We start from the raw sequence: 18778 nt of genomic DNA, 5'->3' as shown, positions 1-18778 counted from the left end.
GCCTTTTCTTTGCCTCCGCCTTGCGACTAATACGGTTTGATATTGCCGAGAAATGCTGTTGCCAAGAGCAGCAGATAAACGATCCAGACCCAGATACGGGTCCGGTTCATGGTCGCCAGCAAGGGAATTTCTGTCTCGTCCGAAGAGCCTTCCGCAATCAGCTTGCCAAGCTGCGGCCCCACCGGCCTGAAGGCCAGGTCGATCATGATTGCGGCGGCAAAGATCAGGCCGAACATCAAGGCCTTGGTCGCCAGCCATGCGGGAGCCAGGGGGCTGCCCAGCGCAAGGGAGACCAGCCCCAGTCCGAGATAGAAGATGGTAAGACCGATGGTCAGGAGCGATTCGATCTTGCGATCGCGAGCAGCCCGATCGGTCTGGTCATGACGATGCGCGTCCCAGACCAGCCATAGCCAGCCGCCGCCAACAGCCCATGCCACAACCAACGCCCAGACGGGGAGGTCCCACCAGCCACCGGCATCGACCATGGTCAGGGTTAACGGCACCATGAGCGCCCAGGCAGAGCGCGGTACCATGTCGAGACTAACGAGCAATCGCAGCAACACCAGCCGCTGCGGCAGGTCATATTGTTCCCGCTTGCGGAAGTGCTGCCCCAGCATGAAGACACCGACATCTGCCCCCAGCCAAAGAACAAACAGGATCATGTGCAGAAACACCAGAAGCTGGTAAAAACTGATGATCATGAAATCCATATTACTATTTCCCCAATCCTTTTTACCTCAAACCGGCAGGCGGATGCCCCGTTTTCGAATCAGCACCTTGGCAATCTAGCCTCACCCGACAATATTGTCCGGACAAATATCGCGCCCATAGTCTGGTAACCGGACCCGCCAGCGCCGCTCGAACCAAAGACGCGCGTTTCGGTTCGCCTTTTTTCTGCTGGTATAATAGACTGACAACGGTATAGTTGTCCGGACAAATTATGGGTAGTGAATTTCAATGGTAGCAACCACAGAAGAACGCGGTGAATTTGCTCTGGGCTGGAAGGTGCTGTTCGCCAGCATGCTGGGCGTTGCTTGCGGCGCTTCCCCGATTCCCTTCAACGTCATCGGTTTCACGGTAGAACCATTGATCAGCGAGTTCGGCTGGACTCGCACCCAGATTCTCATGCCGATCACGATTTTCGGTATCATCGCATCGCTTCTGGCACCATTTTTCGGCTCTCTGGCAGACAAATATGGGGTCCGAAAAGTCGCGCTTTATTCACTTCTGGCCTTCGGCATATCCTTCGGAATGATTGCGCTCACCCCCGCGGCACAAGTAACCTCCACGCTATATATCTATTATGCCTTGTGGGTATTGGTTGGCCTGGTCGGTATCGGTTCGACGCCCGTGAGCTGGAGTCGTGCGATCAATCTGTGGTTTTACAGGCATCGCGGTCTTGCTCTGGGAATTCTGTTGATGGGAACGAGCCTCGCGGCGATTGTTGTGCCCAAGTTAGCGGTCTGGGGAATCGAAAATTATGGCTGGCGGTCGATGTTTGCGATTATCGCTATCCTGCCATTGTTCATCGCCCTGCCGCTGGGATATTTTCTGTTTCGCGAACCGCGCACAGACGAACGCCCGCTAGCCATTACCAGCGCGACCGGACATCTGACCGGCGTAACGCTCGGCAGCGCGCTGAAGGATTATCGCTTCTGGCTGATTTGGGTGTCGATCGCGATCATCGCGACTGCATTTGGCGGAGCTTTTATCAACATGCCGGCGATGTTGTCGGACCGCGGACTGGAAGCGCAAACCGCAGCATCGGTGATGGGCGTGCTCGGAATAGGAATTCTGACGGGACGAATCATCACCGGAGCGCTGCTCGACCGTTTTTGGGCAGGGTTTGTCGCCTTTCCGCTGCTCTGCCTGCCGGCGATTTCCTGCTATATATTGCTGGGCGGGAGCATCACTTTTCCGATGGCTGCGCTAGCCGGCTTTCTGTTGGGCTTCGCGGCAGGCGCCGAGAGCGATCTGATCGCCTATCTCACCGGACGGTATTTTGGCATGGCCCATTATGGCAAGATTTACGGCATGCTCTATATGCCGTTCGGATTTTTCTCGGCGCTTTCGCCGATCATATACGCCAATGTGAGGGATACGGCCGGAAGCTACGATCCGGTCCTTTCTGTGGCTGTGTTTGCTTTCGTCGCCGGCGGCAGCTTGCTGTTGTTGCTGGGTCGCTACCCCGACAACCTGCCGGAAGCATCCGTTTCTAACAAACTCGCGACGGAGGCAAGTTGATGGCAACCAAAATCCATTCTGATGCAATCGATCAGATTGCCGACACTGGCGTAACAATATTGACTGACTCCGCATCGCTCGATTTTTACGCCCATGATATCTACGAACGTGGCGCAGATCTGCTCGCGGTGGTCAGGCCCAGAAACAAGGATGAACTGGCAGCAGCTGTAGCGGCGACCACTTCGCAGGGCATCGCGGTCATTCCGCGTGGGGGCGGGATGAGCTACACCGGCGGTTACATATCCAGCCAGCCGGGAGCCGTACTGTTCGATTTTGCCGAGATGAACCGGGTTCTCGAGATTGACGAGACCGACCGGACGGTGACCGTCGAAGCGGGCTGCACCTGGGCGGAATTATACAAAGCTTTGCAACCAAAGGGATTGCGCACTCCTTTCTGGGGAACTTTGTCCGGCCTCAAGGCCAGCATTGGCGGCGGAATGAGTCAGAATGGCATATTCTGGGGATCGGGCCGCTACGGCACTGCGGCACAAAGCTGTGTTGCGATGGAAATGGTGCTGGCCGACGGAACGATCATGTGTACCGGCGCAAAATTCAGCCGGCCTTATGGCCCCGATCTGACGGGCATTTTTCTGGCTGACACAGGCGCTCTGGGAATGAAAGCGACAATCACGTTACGTCTGATCCCGGAAGCGGAAACCCATGGCTACGCAAGCTTCAGTTTTGAAAATCACGCCCATACGCTCGCTGCCATGGCCGAAATCGAGCGTGCCGGCGTCTCTACCGAATGTTTCGGATTCGATCCCAGCCTCAACGCCATTCGCATGAAACGCGACAGTCTGGCCAGCGATGCCAAGGCACTGGGCAAGATGATGAAGAAGCAGGGTTCGGTCTGGGGCGCGATCAAGGAAGGCGCAAAGGTTGTCGCGGCAGGACGAGACTTCATGGACGAAGCCAAATTCTCGTTGCACGTATTGACCGAAGCGCGTTTGCAAGCAGCGGCCGATGATGATCTTGAGCGCGCTCGCACGATAGCTTTGGCCCATGGCGCAACCGAAACCGAAAACACAATTCCCAAGATCATCCGCGCAAACCCATTCGGACCGCTCAATTCGATGCTCGGCCCCGAAGGACAGAGATGGGCTCCGATCCACGGTTTGCTGCCGCACTCCGGGGCAATTGCCTGCTATGATGCAATCAATGCGCTTTTTGCCCGTCACAAGAAAGAAATGGACGGACTTGGTATTTTCCCCGGCACCCTGATTTCGGCAGTGGGCGGATCGGGAACGATCATCGAACCTTGCCTGTACTGGCCCGATGCTCCAAATCCGCTGCACCGCGATACGGTGGAAGACAACCATTTAGCGAAATTGCCGGAACTGGAAGCCAATCCAGATGCCTGGGCATTCACCCAGCGGATGAAGCAGGCATTGGTCGATCTTTTCTACGATCACGGCGCGGTTCACTTCCAGATCGGCCGGACCTACCGCTATCGGGACAGTCTTGATCCGGCTGCCGATGCCTTGCTCGTCGATCTCAAGAAATCCCTCGATCCCCGCGGTCTGATGAACCCGGGATCGCTGGGTCTCTAGGGGCGATGGATTTAGACCGCAGACTGGTTCTGGCCGCGGGGATATGGGCGTCCGCTCCAGCCAGACTGTTGGCGAGTGAACGAAAGAATGACAGTGAAAAAGATATGACAGATATGAAAACCTATGCCGCCGTCGCCATGCAGCTTGCTGCACGATCCGTGGAAAAGGCACCCGACAAGACAGCAGCGCGCGCACAGATGATGGCGATGATAACGGAAATTGAAAGCAAGATCCGTTCCGCGACGATTTTCATCCAGCAATATGCCGGCAGCCCGGTCAAACTCGCCGTATTGCCGGAATATTTGCTGACCAGCTATCCCGGGCGCATTTCCATTCCCGATTTTGCCGACAAAGCAGCGCTGGAAGTAGACGGGCCGGAATATGAAGCGCTCGGTGCGATGGCCCAGCGATTGCAAATGTTCATTGCAGGAAATGCCTATGAAGTGGACAGGAATTTTCCCGGTATCTACTTTCAGGCCAGCTTCATAATAGCGCCATCCGGAGATGTGGTATTGCGCTACCGCCGCCTGAATTCCATGTTCGCTCCTACCCCGCATGATGTGTGGTCGAAATATCTCGATATTTATGGACTGGACGGCGTATTCCCGGTCGCCAGAACCGAAATCGGCAATCTGGCCGCCATCGCCTCTGAGGAAATTCTCTATCCGGAAATTGCCCGTGCGCACGCGTTGCGCGGAGCGGAAATCTTCGTCCACAGCAGCTCGGAAATCGGCTCGCCGCTCGACACGCCCAAGGATATCGGCAAGCGGGCAAGAGCGCAGGAGAATATGGCCTATGTGATTTCGGCCAATACCGCCGGGATAGAAAATACCACGCTTCCCCTCGCGTCGGCCGACGGCAATAGCATGGTCGTGGACTATAAAGGCAGAATACTCTCCGAATCCAACAGCGGCGAAACCTTTACCGCCTTCGCCGACATTGATCTCGGCGCCCTGCGCGCCGCACGCCGCAAGCCGGCAATGACCAATTTTCTCGCTCGCCAGAGGCTGGAGCTCTTTGCTGCAACTTATGGAGAAATACGGATACAAGGCGCAAATGGTCTGATGAAAGACGGAAATGCGCAAATTCCTGACCGCGACTATTTTCTGCGGGCCCAGGAAGAGGTGATTGAACGCATGATCAAGGATGACCTGATATGAGTGATAACAGCAAGCTCGATGTAGCCCCTCCCTATAACGCTGTCGCGCGACATGGCGTGTCGCCGATAGCATCACATGATGAAAGTGCGCGTTTTGATTTTCTCGCCAATTTCAACAAATTCATGTCCGGTGCGCTCTCGCCCGGCAACAAGCTCGCTTATGACCTCCGCGTGTTGCCAAAGTTCGAGAAAGAGCATGGCCGCGAGCCGAAAGACCGGTTTGAGATCCGGCGTGCGATGAATGAAGACCCGTTCCATCAATTCTGGTCTGCCCTGAAACGGAATTCCATGGAGATGCGTCAGCAAAACGGGCGGGCAATGGTTTTGCGCCAGATCGACGAGCTCAACGCAAAGGCGCGGCAGTATAACGAAGGCCGCGAGACGCTGGAGCTACATCCCGAAATCGAGGTTCCCCGCTATCAGAGTGCGGTCGACATCCATTGCATGCCCGGCAGCTATCATGGCGAAGAGCATCCCGGAGATATTTCCGCGGGTGCAAACTATGATTGCGGAATTTTTGCCACCACCGCGGGTGGCCTCGGGGCGCTCTCCGATGGCGGCGGGCAGGCATTGGTCGAGTGGATCAGGAAGACCCGTCCGGGCTGGGAGCCACGCCGCATGCTCGATATCGGCTGCACCGTCGGTCATAATATCGTGCCGCTAGCGCTGGCATTCCCGAACTGCGAATTTATTGCGATCGATACCGCCGCACCGATTCTGCGCTACGCGCATGCACGGGCCCAATCTCTGGGCGCGACCAACATCAGATTCATCCAGGCAAACGCCGAAGATCTGTCGCGCTGGGACGATGGAACGTTCGATTGGGTACAGACAACGATGTTCCTGCACGAAACCAGCGGCAAATCACTCCCGAGAATACTCTCCGAAGGCTATCGTGTGCTCGCCGACGACGGGTTGATGCTGCATCTCGAACAGCCGGAATATCATGAAGGTATGCCTTTGTTCGAGCAATTTCTGCGCGACTGGGATGCGTTCAACAATAACGAACCCTTTTGGTCATCGATGCATTCGCTCGACATGAAGGAGGAAATGGTTGCTGCAGGTTTCAGTGCCGGGGAACTATTCGAAACCGGTGTGCGCGCCGTTGTTGACCGGGACATTTTTCCTGAAGCACCTACCGGTGAAGACGAGGACCACGGCCGTGCTGCCTACTGGCATGCCTATGGGGCCTGGAAAAATTCAAACGAAATGCAGGAGGCAGCAGAGTGAGCGACGCAGCATTTGACTGGATGGCGGCAGCCAACAAAAAGGCCAAGGGCAAGCGACCTGAATATTTTGCGAACCCCGAAGACGACAGAATGCTGTCAATCCTGATGGCGGTGGTCGGTGAGGTTTCGGTGCTGCGCGAACGGATGGACACGGTCGAACGGTTGCTGGAAACCAAGGGCGCGATTTCGCGGGACGATATCGAAAACTATGTCCCGGACAAGCAGGCCGCCTATGAGCGCGGCGCGATGATCCGCGAATATATCTACCGTGTCATGCGCGGCCCGCACCAGATGGTAGATGAGCTGCGGCAGGCCGAGCCGCCGGTGGAAGACATCAGCCGGGAACTCAGGAAAATCTGAGCGCCCGGCGATCTTCTAGAAGGGCTTTACGGCTCCGAGGAAGCATACACCGGAAATTGTAATCCAGTAGATATAGGCGGAAATACGCGCCTGGGCGATTTCTCTTTCGAGTGCAGCTTCCTGCACCGCATCCGGGCCCTGGGCCAATATCCGGAACCGTTCTGTCCAGCGCCGCATGACGAGCCGCAGGAACAGACCTATACAGAGTGCGAAGGCATAAAGTGCCATTTTGGCCGGATACCAGTGGTTTCCTTCACCCGATTCAATCGGTCCAGCGCCTTGGAAGGCCATGAACGAAACGACGAACAACCCGAGAATCAAGGGATAGCGCAATTTTTCCTCGAGCATGGTAACGGTGATCCCGATATCGGTCTCGCGTTTGATAAATGCCGTCCAGGTCATCGCCAGCCAGATCGCAAAGAACAACCACATCCACCAGATACCGGCACCTTCAAGCAGGGGTACAAAGCCATAAAGCTTGCCCATGTGAAGACCCAGCGGAAGCAACAGAACAATGCCGGTGCGCGCCAATATGTCGATGCGGTAGGCGGTTTCCATGTGCCGCTTGCGCTCTTCGAGAGAAAGATTGCGGTTTGTGACGTTATAGCTGGTCTGGAACACACCCCATTCCCCGCCGAGCCAATATACCATCGCCAGAATATGTACCCAGCGTAAAATGCTCAGTTCATTCACGGTCAGAAATTCCATAGCCTGCGCCCCCAATCTGTCGCTCAAAAGGATTTGGCAATTTGTCCGGACAAATTCCTCTTGGCAAGCGAATAATCGGCTGGCATGACAAAAACAAGGAGAAATTGTTATGAAGCATCGCATCATCGAAGGGCGCCTCGAATATACCTCACGCAAACCGGAAATGCAGGGCCAGAACCGTGGCTTTGAGACATTCATGTTCACGCGCCATGGGGACGGCAAGGTGACGATGCGCGCACATTGCGAAATTTACGAACCGGAGCCGACGGTCATGCGCGACATCATCTATGCGCTCGATGAAAAGGGCCAGCCGATGGACCTGCATGTCCGGCTGACGGTCGGCGATGCTTTCATGGGGTCCGGCTGGATGCGTTTTGATGGCAGCCATATCGAGATGGAAAGTTACGGCCCCTCGATCGGTCGCCTCTCGCAGCGGGTGGAAGCGCAGCTGCCGCTAACCGGCTTTGGCACCCATCCCATCGTTTCCGACGGCTATATGCTTGCCCTTCAGGACTGGGAGACGCAGGATAAGCGACTGCTCAATTGTTATTTACCCTCCCCCGATCATCGCGGCGCAACGCCGCCGCAAATCGCGCAGGTGAAGATCGGCGCCGTCTATCTGGGCAAGGAAGAAGTGACGGTGGCAGCCGGAACCTTTGCCTGCAAGCATCTGCAATTTGTCGATGATGCCAGTATCATTCCGGGAACGGGCGGCATGGCCGGCGAACACCCGCCCTACGACGTCTGGATCACCGACGACGAGGATGGCATCTTTGTCCAGGGCGGGGTCGGCGGCTATATGATGACCTGGTATGAACTGGTGGATCTGAAGCGCTGAACAGCGACCTCGCGAGAGATTATATTCTGCCGGTTCCTCATCATCACCGGACAAGACCTGATGCCTTTGCTCCCGTCCCGCCACCGCAACCGGGCGATCAGTCCATGCGGATCAGAATTTTGCCGAAATGCGAACCGCTTTCCAGATGATGGAATGCGTCCGGCGCATCACCGAAGGAGAATTCCCGGTCCACGGGATTGCGAATGCCATGTTTCGCGACAACGGCCACCGCTGCGGCCGTCATCGCCCGGCTGCCAGAAGCGAGTCCCTTGATCGTTATATTCTTGCCGATCATTGCGCCCTGACTGGCGCTGGCGGTAGCCTGCGGTGTACCAGACAGGGCGCCCAACGTGCCAATACGACCATTGACCGCCGTAGCTGCCACCGTCTCGCCCAGGGCCGGAAAGCCCAGCGTGTCGACGACGACGTCGGCACCACGGCCTTCGGTCTGTTCGAGCATTGCGGCTGCCCAGTCCGGTCGATCGCGATAGTTGATGACATAGTCGGCCCCCATTTCCTTCGCCCGCGCCAGTTTTTCCTCACTGGATGATGTGATCGCGAATTCGGCACCGAGAGCCTTTGCCAGCTGCAGTGCAAAAATCGACACGCCGCCCGTCCCCTGGGCGAGCACCAGCTCTCCCGGTTCGACCGCACCGAATGCCACCATCGCGTGCCACACCGTGCCCGCGACAACCGCCAGTGACGCGGCCGTCTGCTCGTCGACCTCCGTGGGCAATCTTATCGCCGCACTGGCTGGCAGGGTTATTTTCTCGGCCAGCCAGCCATCGGCAGTGACGCCCAGATCGGCCGCAAAAATAGCATAATTGTAGGGACCGTCGATCCAGTTGACGAAATGCGGCGCAATCACCCTATCACCGACCTGGAATTGTGAAACATCTTCCCCAACGGCTTCGACCACGCCCACACCGTCGGACAGGGGAATGCGATGCGGAGGCAGATCGCTGCCATAGTCGCCACGTAACACCATGAGATCGCGGTGATTGAGACCCGTTGCTGTCACCCGGAGACATATTTCGCCAAGGCCGGCTACCGGGTCGGTCCGCTCCGCCATACGCAATCCTTCAATCCCGGTGCGCCCGCCAATTTCCCAAACCTTCATAGATCATGCTCCTTTGCGCAAAGCCGCAAACTTATTCTCGGAAAAATCCTGAATTCGCGCCGGCTCCGCCGTCTGGCGCATGAACGCCTGTTTACGGAAAAAGCGGGTGATCCCGCTTTCCCCCATGCGCGAGGGGCCCATACCCGACATCTTGAAACTCGAATTCTCGGCATCCCAGACCATCGCGGTCATGGAACCGTCGTTAATCGAAATGGCGCCCGCTTCCAGCCGTGCGCCGACTTTTTCGGCCTCTTCGGCTGTTCCCGCCAGCACAGCGGCGGACAGTCCATAGATGGAATCATTGGCCTGCGCGATCGCGTTGCCGACGTCATCAAACGGGATCACCGGTAGCACGGGTCCGAAACTCTCTTCACGGACAACGGCCATGTCTGGCGTGACATCCGCGAGCACGGTCGGACGCAAATAGGTCCCGCCGCCCAGTATTTCGACTGTTCCGCCGGTCAATATCCGCGCGCCTTTTGATTCCGCTTCGGCGAGTTGTTCGGCAATCTTCTGCCCTTGCGGCGCAAATATGAACGGTCCGATTTCACCCTGATTTATATCGGGATAGTTGAGCCGCACCTTCTCTGCTTCCGCGACCAGCGTTGCGAGAAACTTGTCATAGATCGGCCGAGCCACATAGAGCCGTTCGATCGACTGGCAGGCCTGCCCCGTCGCCAATATGCTTGCCCGCAATGCGGTTTTCGCTGCCTCGACAGGATCTGCACTGGCCAGAATGAGCATCGGATCCTTGCCGCCCAGTTCGAGATTGGCCGGGATAAAAGCTTCGGCCGCCGCCACGGCGACTTTCCGGCCAGTTGCTACAGAACCGGTAAAGCACACATAATCGACGTTGGCGACCAGCGCCTGTCCCGTTGCGGCGTCGCCAACGATGATTTCCAGTATCTTCTCCAGTTCGGGCACCTCGGCAATGCTTGCCTTGAGCGGTTCGACGAATCGCGGAGTGATTTCAGACGGCTTTATAAGCGCTGCACAGCCGGCAAAGAGCGCCGGGATGGCATCGATGGTGCTGAGCGTCATCGGGAAGTTCCAGGGTGCGATTGCCCCGAACAGCGGAAAAGGAACCAGCCGCGTGCTGTTGACGATTGTCGGATTGGATGATGGAACATCCATCGGAGAATGATTAGCGATTATATCGGGAGCTTGTGCCGCCCAGCGCCGGATGGTGCCCGGCACACCGCCGACCTCCATCGCAGATATTCCGGCCCTGCCGGTATCGATTGTCAGCTGCTCAATGATTGCGCCTGCATGTTTCTCGATCGCATCGGCCCAGCGCAGCATGATCGCGCTGCGTTCGGCAATCGGCATAGCGGCCCATGCAGGCTGATTAGTGCGGAGGCGAGCTGCTGCGGCAGCCACGTCCTGAGCATCCATCGGCTGGATTTGATAGTCCAGCTCACCGGTGCGGGGGTTACGTATCTTCATTGTTGTGCGTCCCAATTGTCAATTATCGTGTCGCCGCGGGAAAACCCGATGTCCGGGCGTTCGGCAAAGTCTGCAATCAATCTTTCGAACGCGGCAATGCGGTAGGGCAATCCCATGATATAGGGGGTCAGATGCATCGGCATCATCCGTCCGCCAGACGTCTCCGCTTCGCCGATCAGCCAGTTGGCCGCGTCGGTCATCTGTTGTGTATAGCTGTCGACGGACTGTTGCTGGACGTTGATGATCTGGCGATCGGACAGTTCATGGTTGAGCGGCAGATTGGTAATCGGGCCCGCTTCGGTTTGGAAAGCGTAAGGCAATTCATCATTCACCCAGTCGCACATGTAATCGACGCCCGCTTCTACCAGCAGCCTCGCGGTATGGAAACTCTGTGACCGTGCAATCGAAAGCCAGCCACGCGGACGCGTTCCGGTTGCTTTTTCCAGTGCGTCGAGCGAGCGAATGATCAGGATACGTTCTTCTGCCACGTCCATGCCGCTGGCGATGGTACCGTTCATATCGGTACTGTGCGCGATAATCTCATGCCCGCCGGCCACGATATCCCTGATGAGCTCGGGATAGCGTTCGGCAATGACACTGTTGATTGCAACGGATATCCGCGCCCCGACCTTTTCAAATGCTCCGAGCAGCCGGTAGATGCCGATGCGCGTACCATATTCCCGCGCGGTATAGTGCCGATAGTCGGGATAGGCGGTCTGCATATGCCCCGGCGCCCGGAACGGATCGTCACTCGGAACCATCGGAAAATATTCAAGACTGATGACCGGCCAGACCAGCAGTTTCTTGGCATCCGGCCATTGCAGCGGTTTGCGCTCGAAAAAATTTGAATAGGGATAATAGTCATGGTCCATCCCGCGACGGCGTTTGGGATATTCCAGATATGCTGGATCGAGGCTCATGCTATCTGCTCCCGGAAACGGTCAACGATATCGCCTGCTCTCGTGATCCAGGCCCGGCCATCCGCGGCAATATGTTCGAGCACGGATTCAAACGCCCCTATGCGGTGGGGCTGCCCGATCAGATAGCTGTGCAGCGGAATGCACATGACCGTTCCCGACTGCGCGCCGTCATCGGCCAGCCGGTCATATTGACGGATCAGCGTATCAGCATATTCGCGCGGTGACATATTATAAATGAAGAAGCCATAATGGTCATTGACCTCCAGACTATAGGGAATGGCGGTCAGGTTGCCCGACTTCACCTTCACATCGGTCGGCTGATCGTCGTGATAGAGATCGCAGGTATAGTCGAGTCCATATTCGGCGATCAGGTCGAGCGTGCGCGGGGTATGGGTCAGCGCCGGCGCCAGCCAGCCCCTGATCCGCTGACCGGTTGCGCGTTCTACCGTTGCTATACTGTCCTCGATAATTGCGCGTTCCTGCGCTTCGTCCATACCGTAGCTGTAACGGGTGTTGTAAATGCCATGGCTGAAAAACTCCCAGCCGCGCTGGCGGGCATCCTCGACGACTTCCGGGATATGATCGCAAAGCGCCACCGAAAGACTGACCGATCCGGGAAACCCGTGTTTTGTCATCATCTCGGCCATACGCCAGTGCGACACGCGGTTCGCATGGTCGCGGTGGGCGTAGCCAACCACATCGGGATGTGGCTTGGCCCAGCTTTTGCGGTGCGGGTTGACCGCCGGATCCAGCTCGTAAAATTCCAGATTGGGCGCCACCCATACCGCACAGGTTTTGCCATCCGGCCATTCAATCGCCGGCCGGTTCCGGTAGGGCAGATAATCGTAGAGGCCGGGATCGGCTTTTTGTGCGTTGCTCATCGTCCCTCCAGCCAGTCGATCACCGTCTGCACCGGCTCGACATCGGCATATTTGAGCTGCAAATCGGTGAGATTGGCGAAATGGTAGCTTTCGTGTTTGTCCGCGCAGGTTTCGATCGGCACGATTGTGCGGTAGCCATGGCTAAGCGCGTCCACCGCCGTTGCCCGGACGCACCCCGACGTGGAACCGCCAGTGACCACAACCGTATCGACCTTGTGCCAGACAAGATAGCTCGCCAGCGGCGTTTCGAAAAAGGCGCTTGGCATCCGCTTGGTATATTGCAGATCATCGGCACCGACGTCGCAACGCGGATCCAGCTTGTGCCGCTCGCTGTCATATTTGATATTTTGCAGCGAGTCTTCGGTATCGGTGCGCGTTCCCCAAATACCGGCATCTGCAGCATCATCCTTATAGGCCACCCGACTCCAGATCACCGGCATGCCCTTCGCCCGCGCGCCAGCCGAGATCTGATTGATATAATCGATCTGCTTCGGATCGGTTTCGTAGGCAGTCTTGAACATGTCAGTGCGGGTATAAGCCTGTTGCACATCGACATTCACGATTGCGAGCTTTTCGCCGAAACCAAATTTCTTGCGTGCCGGGTTGGCGATAAGTTCCTCGAAAATTTCTCTCGCTGTGCGACCATCTTCGACCATTTTTGTACCAATAAGCGTCATTGTCTTTCTACTCCAGGATCGGAAAAAGCATCTTAATCAGAAGAAAAAGCTTGTCGAGACATATTTGTCCGGACAAATTAGGATTTATGATCACACGCCATTTTATAGACATCGTAACCAACGGCACCAAACGTCGCGTTCATTATCGCGTGGCAGGTGTTGGGCCACCATTGCTCATGGTACATCAGAGCCCCCGCAGCTCGAAAGAATATGAGCCCCTGATGCAAAAATGGGCAAGTCATTTCACCTGTATCGCGCCTGATACGCCGGGATTCGGGCAATCCGATTCTCTGCATGGCCGTCCTGAAATCGATGAATATGCGGATGCGCTGGTGGAATTTCTCGACACGCTGGGCGTAAAAAAATGTGCCGCATACGGCTTCCACAGCGGCGGGATCATCCTCGTATCGGCCCTGAAACGTCATGCGAATCGCTTCACGACACTGGCAATTGGCGGCTATGCGATCTGGACGCCTGAAGAGCAGAAACTGTTCGGCGAGAAATATCTACCGGAGTTTCATCCATCAAAATATGGCGAACATCTGATCTGGCTGTGGAACCGGATTTTGGAACAGACCTGGTTTTTCCCGTGGTTTGCCGCGGACGACAATCACCGCCTTTCGGTTGCCAATGACGACCCACAGCGAATCGATCTGATCGTTCGGGAAATGCTCTACGCGGGCAACGCCTATCAGGCTGGCTATGGTGCCGTCCTGCGCGCAGCAAACGACATACCCGCGGTCAATGCGGATGTGCCGCCATGCCTGATCAGCGCCTATGACGGCGACCCGCTACAAGCACATCTCGACCGCCTCGGCACTATGCCTTCGTCATGGTCCACCCGCAAGTTTGCCACGCCGGAGGAACATCAGACGGCCAGTCTGGCGCATTTGCGGCAAAGCGAAACACCGGAAGCCGCGCATCTGAACGAGACGCAGGACGAAGGCTTCATTCATATCGAGACAAAATTGTTCAACGGGCTGTTGCATTGGCACGGTGACCGCGGTGCAGATCGGCTCCAGTTGCACGCTCCCGGTCAGGATAGTGGCTGCAATAACGAGGATGGCCGAGCCATCCATATCGACCTGCCGGGGCACGGGCTGTCGGATGACTGGATGGATGATGCACCAACGGACTGGCAATCGTGGCAGGCCGTTGTCAATGCCTGCTTGTACCATTTCGATGCGTCGGAAAGCATTTTTCCGGCATTGCCGAAAGGCGATCCCGAGAAACTTTACCCGGACCTGTCGCCAGATCGATTTGGCAATTATCTGACCATCGCCTGGCAGATTGCGCGCGCGCGCAGGCTGTTTGAACCCTGGTATGAAGCCAATGCCGCTCATGCGCTTTCCTTTGCTCCGGAAAGTCTGGCACCGGATCAACTGGCGCTAGACCATCTGGCGCTGCTGAACGCTCGCTCGGCCAAAGCCTATCATCTGGCGCTGGAGAGTCGATCATGACCGGCGAACGAACCCTGTTTGACAAGCTGTGGGACAGCCATGTGGTCGCCGAATTGCCCGGAGGGAGCGCGCTTGTCGCGATCGACCGGGTGTTTTTGCATGAGCGGACAGGTGCCGCTGCACTGAATTCCTTGGCTGAGGCGGGACGCAAGGTGGCCGATCCATCCCGGGTTTTCGCTGTCACCGATCATATCGTTGATACCCGGCCGGGGCGGACAGACCAGACGCTTATGCCCGGGGGGCAGGCCTTTATCACAGAGACAAGAGCGGCGGCCAAGGCTGCGGGGATCACGCTGTTTGACGTGAATGATCCCGATCAGGGGATTGTCCATGTGATCTCGCCGGAGCTCGGTATTGTTCTACCGGGCTGCACCCTGATCGCACCGGACAGCCATACCTGCACGCAAGGGGCCTTTGGCGCACTGGCGTGGGGCATCGGGTCGTCGGAGGCGGAACATGCCATGGCAACCGGCACTTTGCGGTTGAGCAAGCCAAAGGCAATGCGGGTCAGATTTACCGGGCGGTTGAACAAAGGCATCACGCCCAAAGACATGATATTGACGCTGCTGGCGCAATATGGCGCTGCGGGCGGCAAGGGCCATGCTGTGGAGTTTGCCGGCGAAGCGGTTTTGGCGCTCGATATGGAAGGGCGGATGACTCTCTGCAATATGGCAACCGAATTTTCTGCGATGTCCGGCTTCATCGCGCCAGACAAGCAAACGTTCGATTATCTCGAAGGCCGCCGCTACGCCCCCGAAGGCACACAATGGCGACAGGCCTTGGCAAGCTGGCAGGAGCTGGGCAGCGATGCCGGCGCAGTCTTCGATCAGGAGATCGAAATTGACGCGAGCTCTATCACGCCGATGGTCAGCTGGGGAACCAATCCAGGCCAAACCATTGGCATAGATGCTGTGGTTCCCGATGATGCCGAAGCAGCGCCGCTCGACTATATCGGTCTTGCCAGAGGCCAGGCAATCAAGGGCGTGCCCATCGACGCTGCTTTTATCGGCAGTTGCACCAACAGCCGCCTGTCCGACTTGCGCCGCGCTGCAGCCCTATTGCAGGGACGGGAAATTGCCGATGGGGTTAAAGCGATTTGCGTTCCGGGATCTTCCCGGGTCAAACGCGAAGCGGAAGCGGAAGGCTTGGACCTGATATTCGAGAATGCCGGATTTGAATGGCGCGAAAGCGGCTGTTCCATGTGCTTTTATGCGGGCGGCGAAAGTTTTGCCGCGGGATCGCGGGTGATCTCGACGACCAACCGCAATTTCGAAAGCCGGCAGGGGCCGAATGTCAGAACCCATATCGCCAGTCCCGAAACGGTGGTTGCGAGCGCTATCGCCGGCATGATTGCGGATCCGGGGGAACTGATCTGATGGCCGAACCTTTCACTATCCTGACTTCCCTGCCGATGCCGCTGATCCGCGACAATATCGACACCGATCAGATCATTCCCTCCCGCGAGATGAAAAGCACCGGCAAGACCGGTCTGGCCGACGGACTATTTGCCGGCTGGCGCTACAAGGAGATCGGCGGGCGCGAGCCCGATCCCGAATTCGTCATGAATGATCCGGTCTATGCCGATAGCACAATCATATTGGGCGGCGCCAATTTCGGTTCTGGATCGAGCCGCGAACACGCCGTCTGGGCGCTCGCCGAATATGGCTTCCGCGCGGTGATTGCGCAAAGTTTCGCCCCTATTTTCGCCGGAAACTGCGTGCGCAACGGCATATTGCCGGCGGTGCTGGATTCCGCTGCTATAACAGCCGTTGAACGGTCAGGTGCGCCGGTCACCATCGATCTGCAAGCCCGGACCATCAGCATTGCCAGTGGCCAGAGCTGGACCTTCCCGATCGAGGAAGAAGCCAAGGCTATGTTGCTGGAAGGGCTGGACGCGATCGATCTCAGTCTGAAACTGGCTGACGATATTAGCACATGGCAGGATGCGGACCGCAGCGCCCGCCCGTGGATATATTTAGGAGCAAATACATGACCCAATCCGTGACAATCAGCGAAGTGGGTCCGCGCGACGGCTTGCAAAGCGTGGACTGCGTAATGGCGACGGATGCGAAAAAAGCGTGGATCAAGGCCGAAGCCGAAGCCGGCGTTTCGGAAATCGAGGTTGGCAGCTTCGTCCCGCCCGCCTTGCTTCCACAAATGGCCGATACGGCGGAAATTGTCGCCTTCGCGAAGACAATTCCCGATCTTGATGTTGTCGCTCTGGTTCCGAACCTTAAAGGAGCCGAACGCGCCATCGCTTGTGGCGCTGACAAGATTTCCATCCCTTTTTCCATGTCGGAGACCCACTCGATCAAGAATGTCCGCAAGGATCATGCCGCGATGCTAGCCGAGATCAAGGCGATTGCCGGTCTGGTGGCGCAACAGCCGGAAGGCGCGCGGCCGCATTTTGAAGTTGGCCTGTCTACCGCTTTCGGCTGCACGCTGGAGGGGCCCCTTCCCGATGACCAGATCGTCCGCCTCGCAGTCGCCGCCATGGAGGCCGGTGTTGCCGAATGCGGCCTGTCGGACACCACCGGCTATGCCAATCCCGCGCAGGTGACAAGACTGGTGCGCAAGGTAAAGGCGGCGATTGGAGACGATAAGCTCAATACGCTGCATCTCCACAATACCCGTGGCCTCGGTCTCGCAAATGTCATGGCGGGTCTGGCAGAAGGGATCACCACGTTTGACAGCTCGCTTGGCGGACTCGGCGGCTGTCCGTTCGCCCCGGGCGCATCTGGCAATATCGTGACGGAAGACCTGGTCTTCATGCTGGAAGCCATGGGCATTGATACCGGCATCGATCTGAAAAAACTTCTGAAGGTCCGCGACATCGTCGCCGAAGCCCTTCCCGGCGAACCCTTATACGGCTTCACACCCGACGCCGGCCTCCCTCTTGGATTTACGAAAGCAGCAGCATGACCCAACCGACACCTCTGGCAGGCCTGAAAGTTATCGAATTCACTCATATGGTCATGGGCCCCACGGTCGGAGCGATTCTCGCTTCGCTGGGAGCGGAAGTGGTCCGCGTCGAACCGATCGGCGGCGATCGCACGCGCAATCTCGTCGGTTCCGGCTCCGGCTATTTTCCGATGTATAACCGCCACAAGCAGAGCATCGCGCTTAATCTCAAGGATAGTGCGGGACTGGATATCGCCAGAAAACTGGTCGCTGAGGCTGATATCTTGATTGAAAATTACCGGCCGGGCGCGATGGACCGGCTAGGACTGGGCTATGATAGCCTGTCCGAAGACAATGATCGTCTGATCTATTGTTCGGAAAAGGGCTTCCTGCCGGGTCCCTATGAAAACCGCACTGCGCTGGACGAGGTTGCCCAGATGATGGGCGGTCTTGCCTATATGACCGGCCCTCCGGGCCAGCCCCTGCGCGCCGGCTCCAGCGTGATCGACGTCACCGGAGGCATGTTCGGTGTCATCGCAATTCTCTCCGCCGTCGAGGAACGGCATCGCACCGGCAAAGGACAGAAGGTGCAAAGCTCGTTGTTCGAAACCACGGTCTATTTGATCGGCCAGCATATGGCGCAGAAAGCGGTAACCGGCAAAGCCGCCGATCCGATGCCCGCGCGTATTTCCGCCTGGGCGATCTATGATGTATTCCAGACAAAAGATGATCCCATTTTCATCGGTGTCGTGACCGATGCGCTGTGGGAAAAATTCTGCAAGCTTTTCTCGCTCGACGAACTCTGGGCGGACGAGAGTATCCGTGAAAATAACAATCGTGTTGCGGCGCGCGACCGTATCATGCCGCAAATCCGCGAACTAATTGCAACCTACAAACGCGACGATCTGATCGCCCTGCTCGATGGCACCGGCCTGCCATTTGCGCAGATCGCCCGGCCAGAGGACATGTTTGAGGATCCGCATCTCAATGCAAGCGGCGGACTGGAAGCCGTGACCCTAGCCAATGGTACCGAAACAAAACTCCCGGCCCTGCCGATCGAAATGAATGGCAGCCGCCCTTCGGCACCGGCGAAACTGAAGGAAGAGGGTGCCGATACCGCGTCGATTCTGCTCGACCTCGGTTTTGCCGACGACCAGATCGCCACCTTGCGCTCGAATGGTGCGGTCCAATGATGCTGCGAGTGACATGCTGATTTGGAGCATCTGAAATGGCCATTTAACGGTTCATTGCAAAATGGACCAATCCCATAACCTGACACAGCAAT

General features: G+C 57.1%; 18 protein-coding genes. 11 read left to right on the top strand and 7 right to left on the bottom strand.

Annotated features, from left to right (window positions below):
• Positions 1-26 precede the first annotated feature (26 nt).
• Positions 27-710 (bottom strand): hypothetical protein, encoded by a 684-nt coding sequence (locus ACHZCJ_RS14140; protein ID WP_321327149.1) that lies wholly within the window; start codon positions 708-710, stop codon positions 27-29.
• Positions 711-957: 247 nt separating this feature from the next.
• Between ACHZCJ_RS14140 and ACHZCJ_RS14135 the strand changes: the two genes are divergently transcribed.
• The 5 genes from ACHZCJ_RS14135 (at position 958) to ACHZCJ_RS14115 (ending at position 6542) form a co-directional block, all read left to right on the top strand.
• Positions 958-2244, top strand: coding sequence for an MFS transporter (locus tag ACHZCJ_RS14135; protein ID WP_321327148.1), 1287 nt, complete (start codon positions 958-960; stop codon positions 2242-2244).
• Positions 2244-3794, top strand: a complete 1551-nt coding sequence (locus ACHZCJ_RS14130) for an FAD-binding oxidoreductase (protein ID WP_321327146.1) — start codon at positions 2244-2246, stop codon at positions 3792-3794. Before ACHZCJ_RS14135 ends, ACHZCJ_RS14130 begins: the two co-directional genes overlap by 1 nt.
• Before the next feature lie 104 nt (positions 3795-3898).
• The gene (locus ACHZCJ_RS14125) at positions 3899-4954 is read left to right on the top strand and encodes a nitrilase-related carbon-nitrogen hydrolase (RefSeq protein WP_321327144.1); all 1056 of its coding nucleotides are present in this window, start codon (positions 3899-3901) and stop codon (positions 4952-4954) included.
• Positions 4951-6183 (top strand): class I SAM-dependent methyltransferase, encoded by a 1233-nt coding sequence (locus ACHZCJ_RS14120; RefSeq protein WP_321327142.1) that lies wholly within the window; start codon positions 4951-4953, stop codon positions 6181-6183. The genes ACHZCJ_RS14125 and ACHZCJ_RS14120 overlap by 4 nt, the downstream gene beginning before the upstream one ends.
• Positions 6180-6542, top strand: coding sequence for a hypothetical protein (locus ACHZCJ_RS14115; RefSeq protein ID WP_321327140.1), 363 nt, complete (start codon positions 6180-6182; stop codon positions 6540-6542). Before ACHZCJ_RS14120 ends, ACHZCJ_RS14115 begins: the two co-directional genes overlap by 4 nt.
• Positions 6543-6557: 15 nt before the next feature.
• Here the strand turns inward: ACHZCJ_RS14115 and ACHZCJ_RS14110 are convergent, their stop codons facing one another.
• On the bottom strand, positions 6558-7250 hold the full coding sequence (locus tag ACHZCJ_RS14110; protein ID WP_321327139.1) for a hypothetical protein: 693 nt from the start codon (positions 7248-7250) through the stop codon (positions 6558-6560).
• A gap of 109 nt (positions 7251-7359) precedes the next feature.
• On the opposite strand from ACHZCJ_RS14110, the gene ACHZCJ_RS14105 reads away from it, so the two are divergent.
• Positions 7360-8088, top strand: a complete 729-nt coding sequence (locus ACHZCJ_RS14105) for a hypothetical protein (RefSeq protein ID WP_321327137.1) — start codon at positions 7360-7362, stop codon at positions 8086-8088.
• Positions 8089-8185: 97 nt separating this feature from the next.
• On the opposite strand, the gene ACHZCJ_RS14100 is transcribed toward ACHZCJ_RS14105, so the two are convergent.
• The 5 genes from ACHZCJ_RS14100 to ACHZCJ_RS14080 are packed head-to-tail and all read right to left on the bottom strand — an operon-like array spanning position 8186 to position 13132.
• Entirely contained in the window at positions 8186-9208 is a 1023-nt protein-coding gene (locus ACHZCJ_RS14100; protein ID WP_321327136.1) for an NAD(P)-dependent alcohol dehydrogenase, read from the bottom strand.
• Between the two features lie 3 nt (positions 9209-9211).
• Positions 9212-10654: an aldehyde dehydrogenase family protein gene (locus ACHZCJ_RS14095; protein ID WP_321327134.1), complete on the bottom strand. Its 1443-nt coding sequence runs from the start codon at positions 10652-10654 to the stop codon at positions 9212-9214.
• Positions 10651-11574, bottom strand: coding sequence for a polysaccharide deacetylase family protein (locus tag ACHZCJ_RS14090; RefSeq protein WP_159645770.1), 924 nt, complete (start codon positions 11572-11574; stop codon positions 10651-10653). The genes ACHZCJ_RS14095 and ACHZCJ_RS14090 overlap by 4 nt, the downstream gene beginning before the upstream one ends.
• Positions 11571-12455 (bottom strand): polysaccharide deacetylase family protein, encoded by an 885-nt coding sequence (locus ACHZCJ_RS14085; RefSeq protein WP_321327133.1) that lies wholly within the window; start codon positions 12453-12455, stop codon positions 11571-11573. The genes ACHZCJ_RS14090 and ACHZCJ_RS14085 overlap by 4 nt, the downstream gene beginning before the upstream one ends.
• A complete protein-coding gene (locus ACHZCJ_RS14080) occupies positions 12452-13132 on the bottom strand; it encodes an isochorismatase family protein (RefSeq protein ID WP_321327132.1) in 681 nt (226 codons plus the stop codon). Before ACHZCJ_RS14080 ends, ACHZCJ_RS14085 begins: the two co-directional genes overlap by 4 nt.
• Before the next feature lie 86 nt (positions 13133-13218).
• Between ACHZCJ_RS14080 and ACHZCJ_RS14075 the strand changes: the two genes are divergently transcribed.
• From ACHZCJ_RS14075 to ACHZCJ_RS14055, 5 genes are read left to right on the top strand one after another with little or no spacing between them, the layout of a single operon-like run.
• Positions 13219-14592 carry an alpha/beta fold hydrolase gene (locus ACHZCJ_RS14075; RefSeq protein ID WP_321327131.1) on the top strand — a complete coding sequence of 458 codons (1374 nt, stop codon included), beginning with the start codon at positions 13219-13221 and terminating at the stop codon, positions 14590-14592.
• Positions 14589-15968 carry a 3-isopropylmalate dehydratase large subunit gene (locus ACHZCJ_RS14070; RefSeq protein WP_321327130.1) on the top strand — a complete coding sequence of 460 codons (1380 nt, stop codon included), beginning with the start codon at positions 14589-14591 and terminating at the stop codon, positions 15966-15968. Before ACHZCJ_RS14075 ends, ACHZCJ_RS14070 begins: the two co-directional genes overlap by 4 nt.
• Positions 15968-16585: a 3-isopropylmalate dehydratase small subunit gene (gene leuD, locus ACHZCJ_RS14065; RefSeq protein ID WP_321327128.1), complete on the top strand. Its 618-nt coding sequence runs from the start codon at positions 15968-15970 to the stop codon at positions 16583-16585. The genes ACHZCJ_RS14070 and leuD overlap by 1 nt, the downstream gene beginning before the upstream one ends.
• The gene (locus tag ACHZCJ_RS14060; protein WP_321327126.1) at positions 16582-17514 is read left to right on the top strand and encodes a hydroxymethylglutaryl-CoA lyase; all 933 of its coding nucleotides are present in this window, start codon (positions 16582-16584) and stop codon (positions 17512-17514) included. The genes leuD and ACHZCJ_RS14060 overlap by 4 nt, the downstream gene beginning before the upstream one ends.
• The gene (locus ACHZCJ_RS14055; RefSeq protein WP_321327123.1) at positions 17511-18686 is read left to right on the top strand and encodes a CaiB/BaiF CoA-transferase family protein; all 1176 of its coding nucleotides are present in this window, start codon (positions 17511-17513) and stop codon (positions 18684-18686) included. The genes ACHZCJ_RS14060 and ACHZCJ_RS14055 overlap by 4 nt, the downstream gene beginning before the upstream one ends.
• The last annotated feature ends 92 nt before the right edge of the window (positions 18687-18778 follow it).

Origin of the sequence: uncultured Parasphingorhabdus sp. (assembly GCF_963677535.2) — a bacterium.
Taxonomy (GTDB): domain Bacteria; phylum Pseudomonadota; class Alphaproteobacteria; order Sphingomonadales; family Sphingomonadaceae; genus Parasphingorhabdus.
The sequence above is the reverse complement of the archived record's forward strand: the minus strand, read 5'-3'. Positions and strand labels throughout refer to the sequence as shown.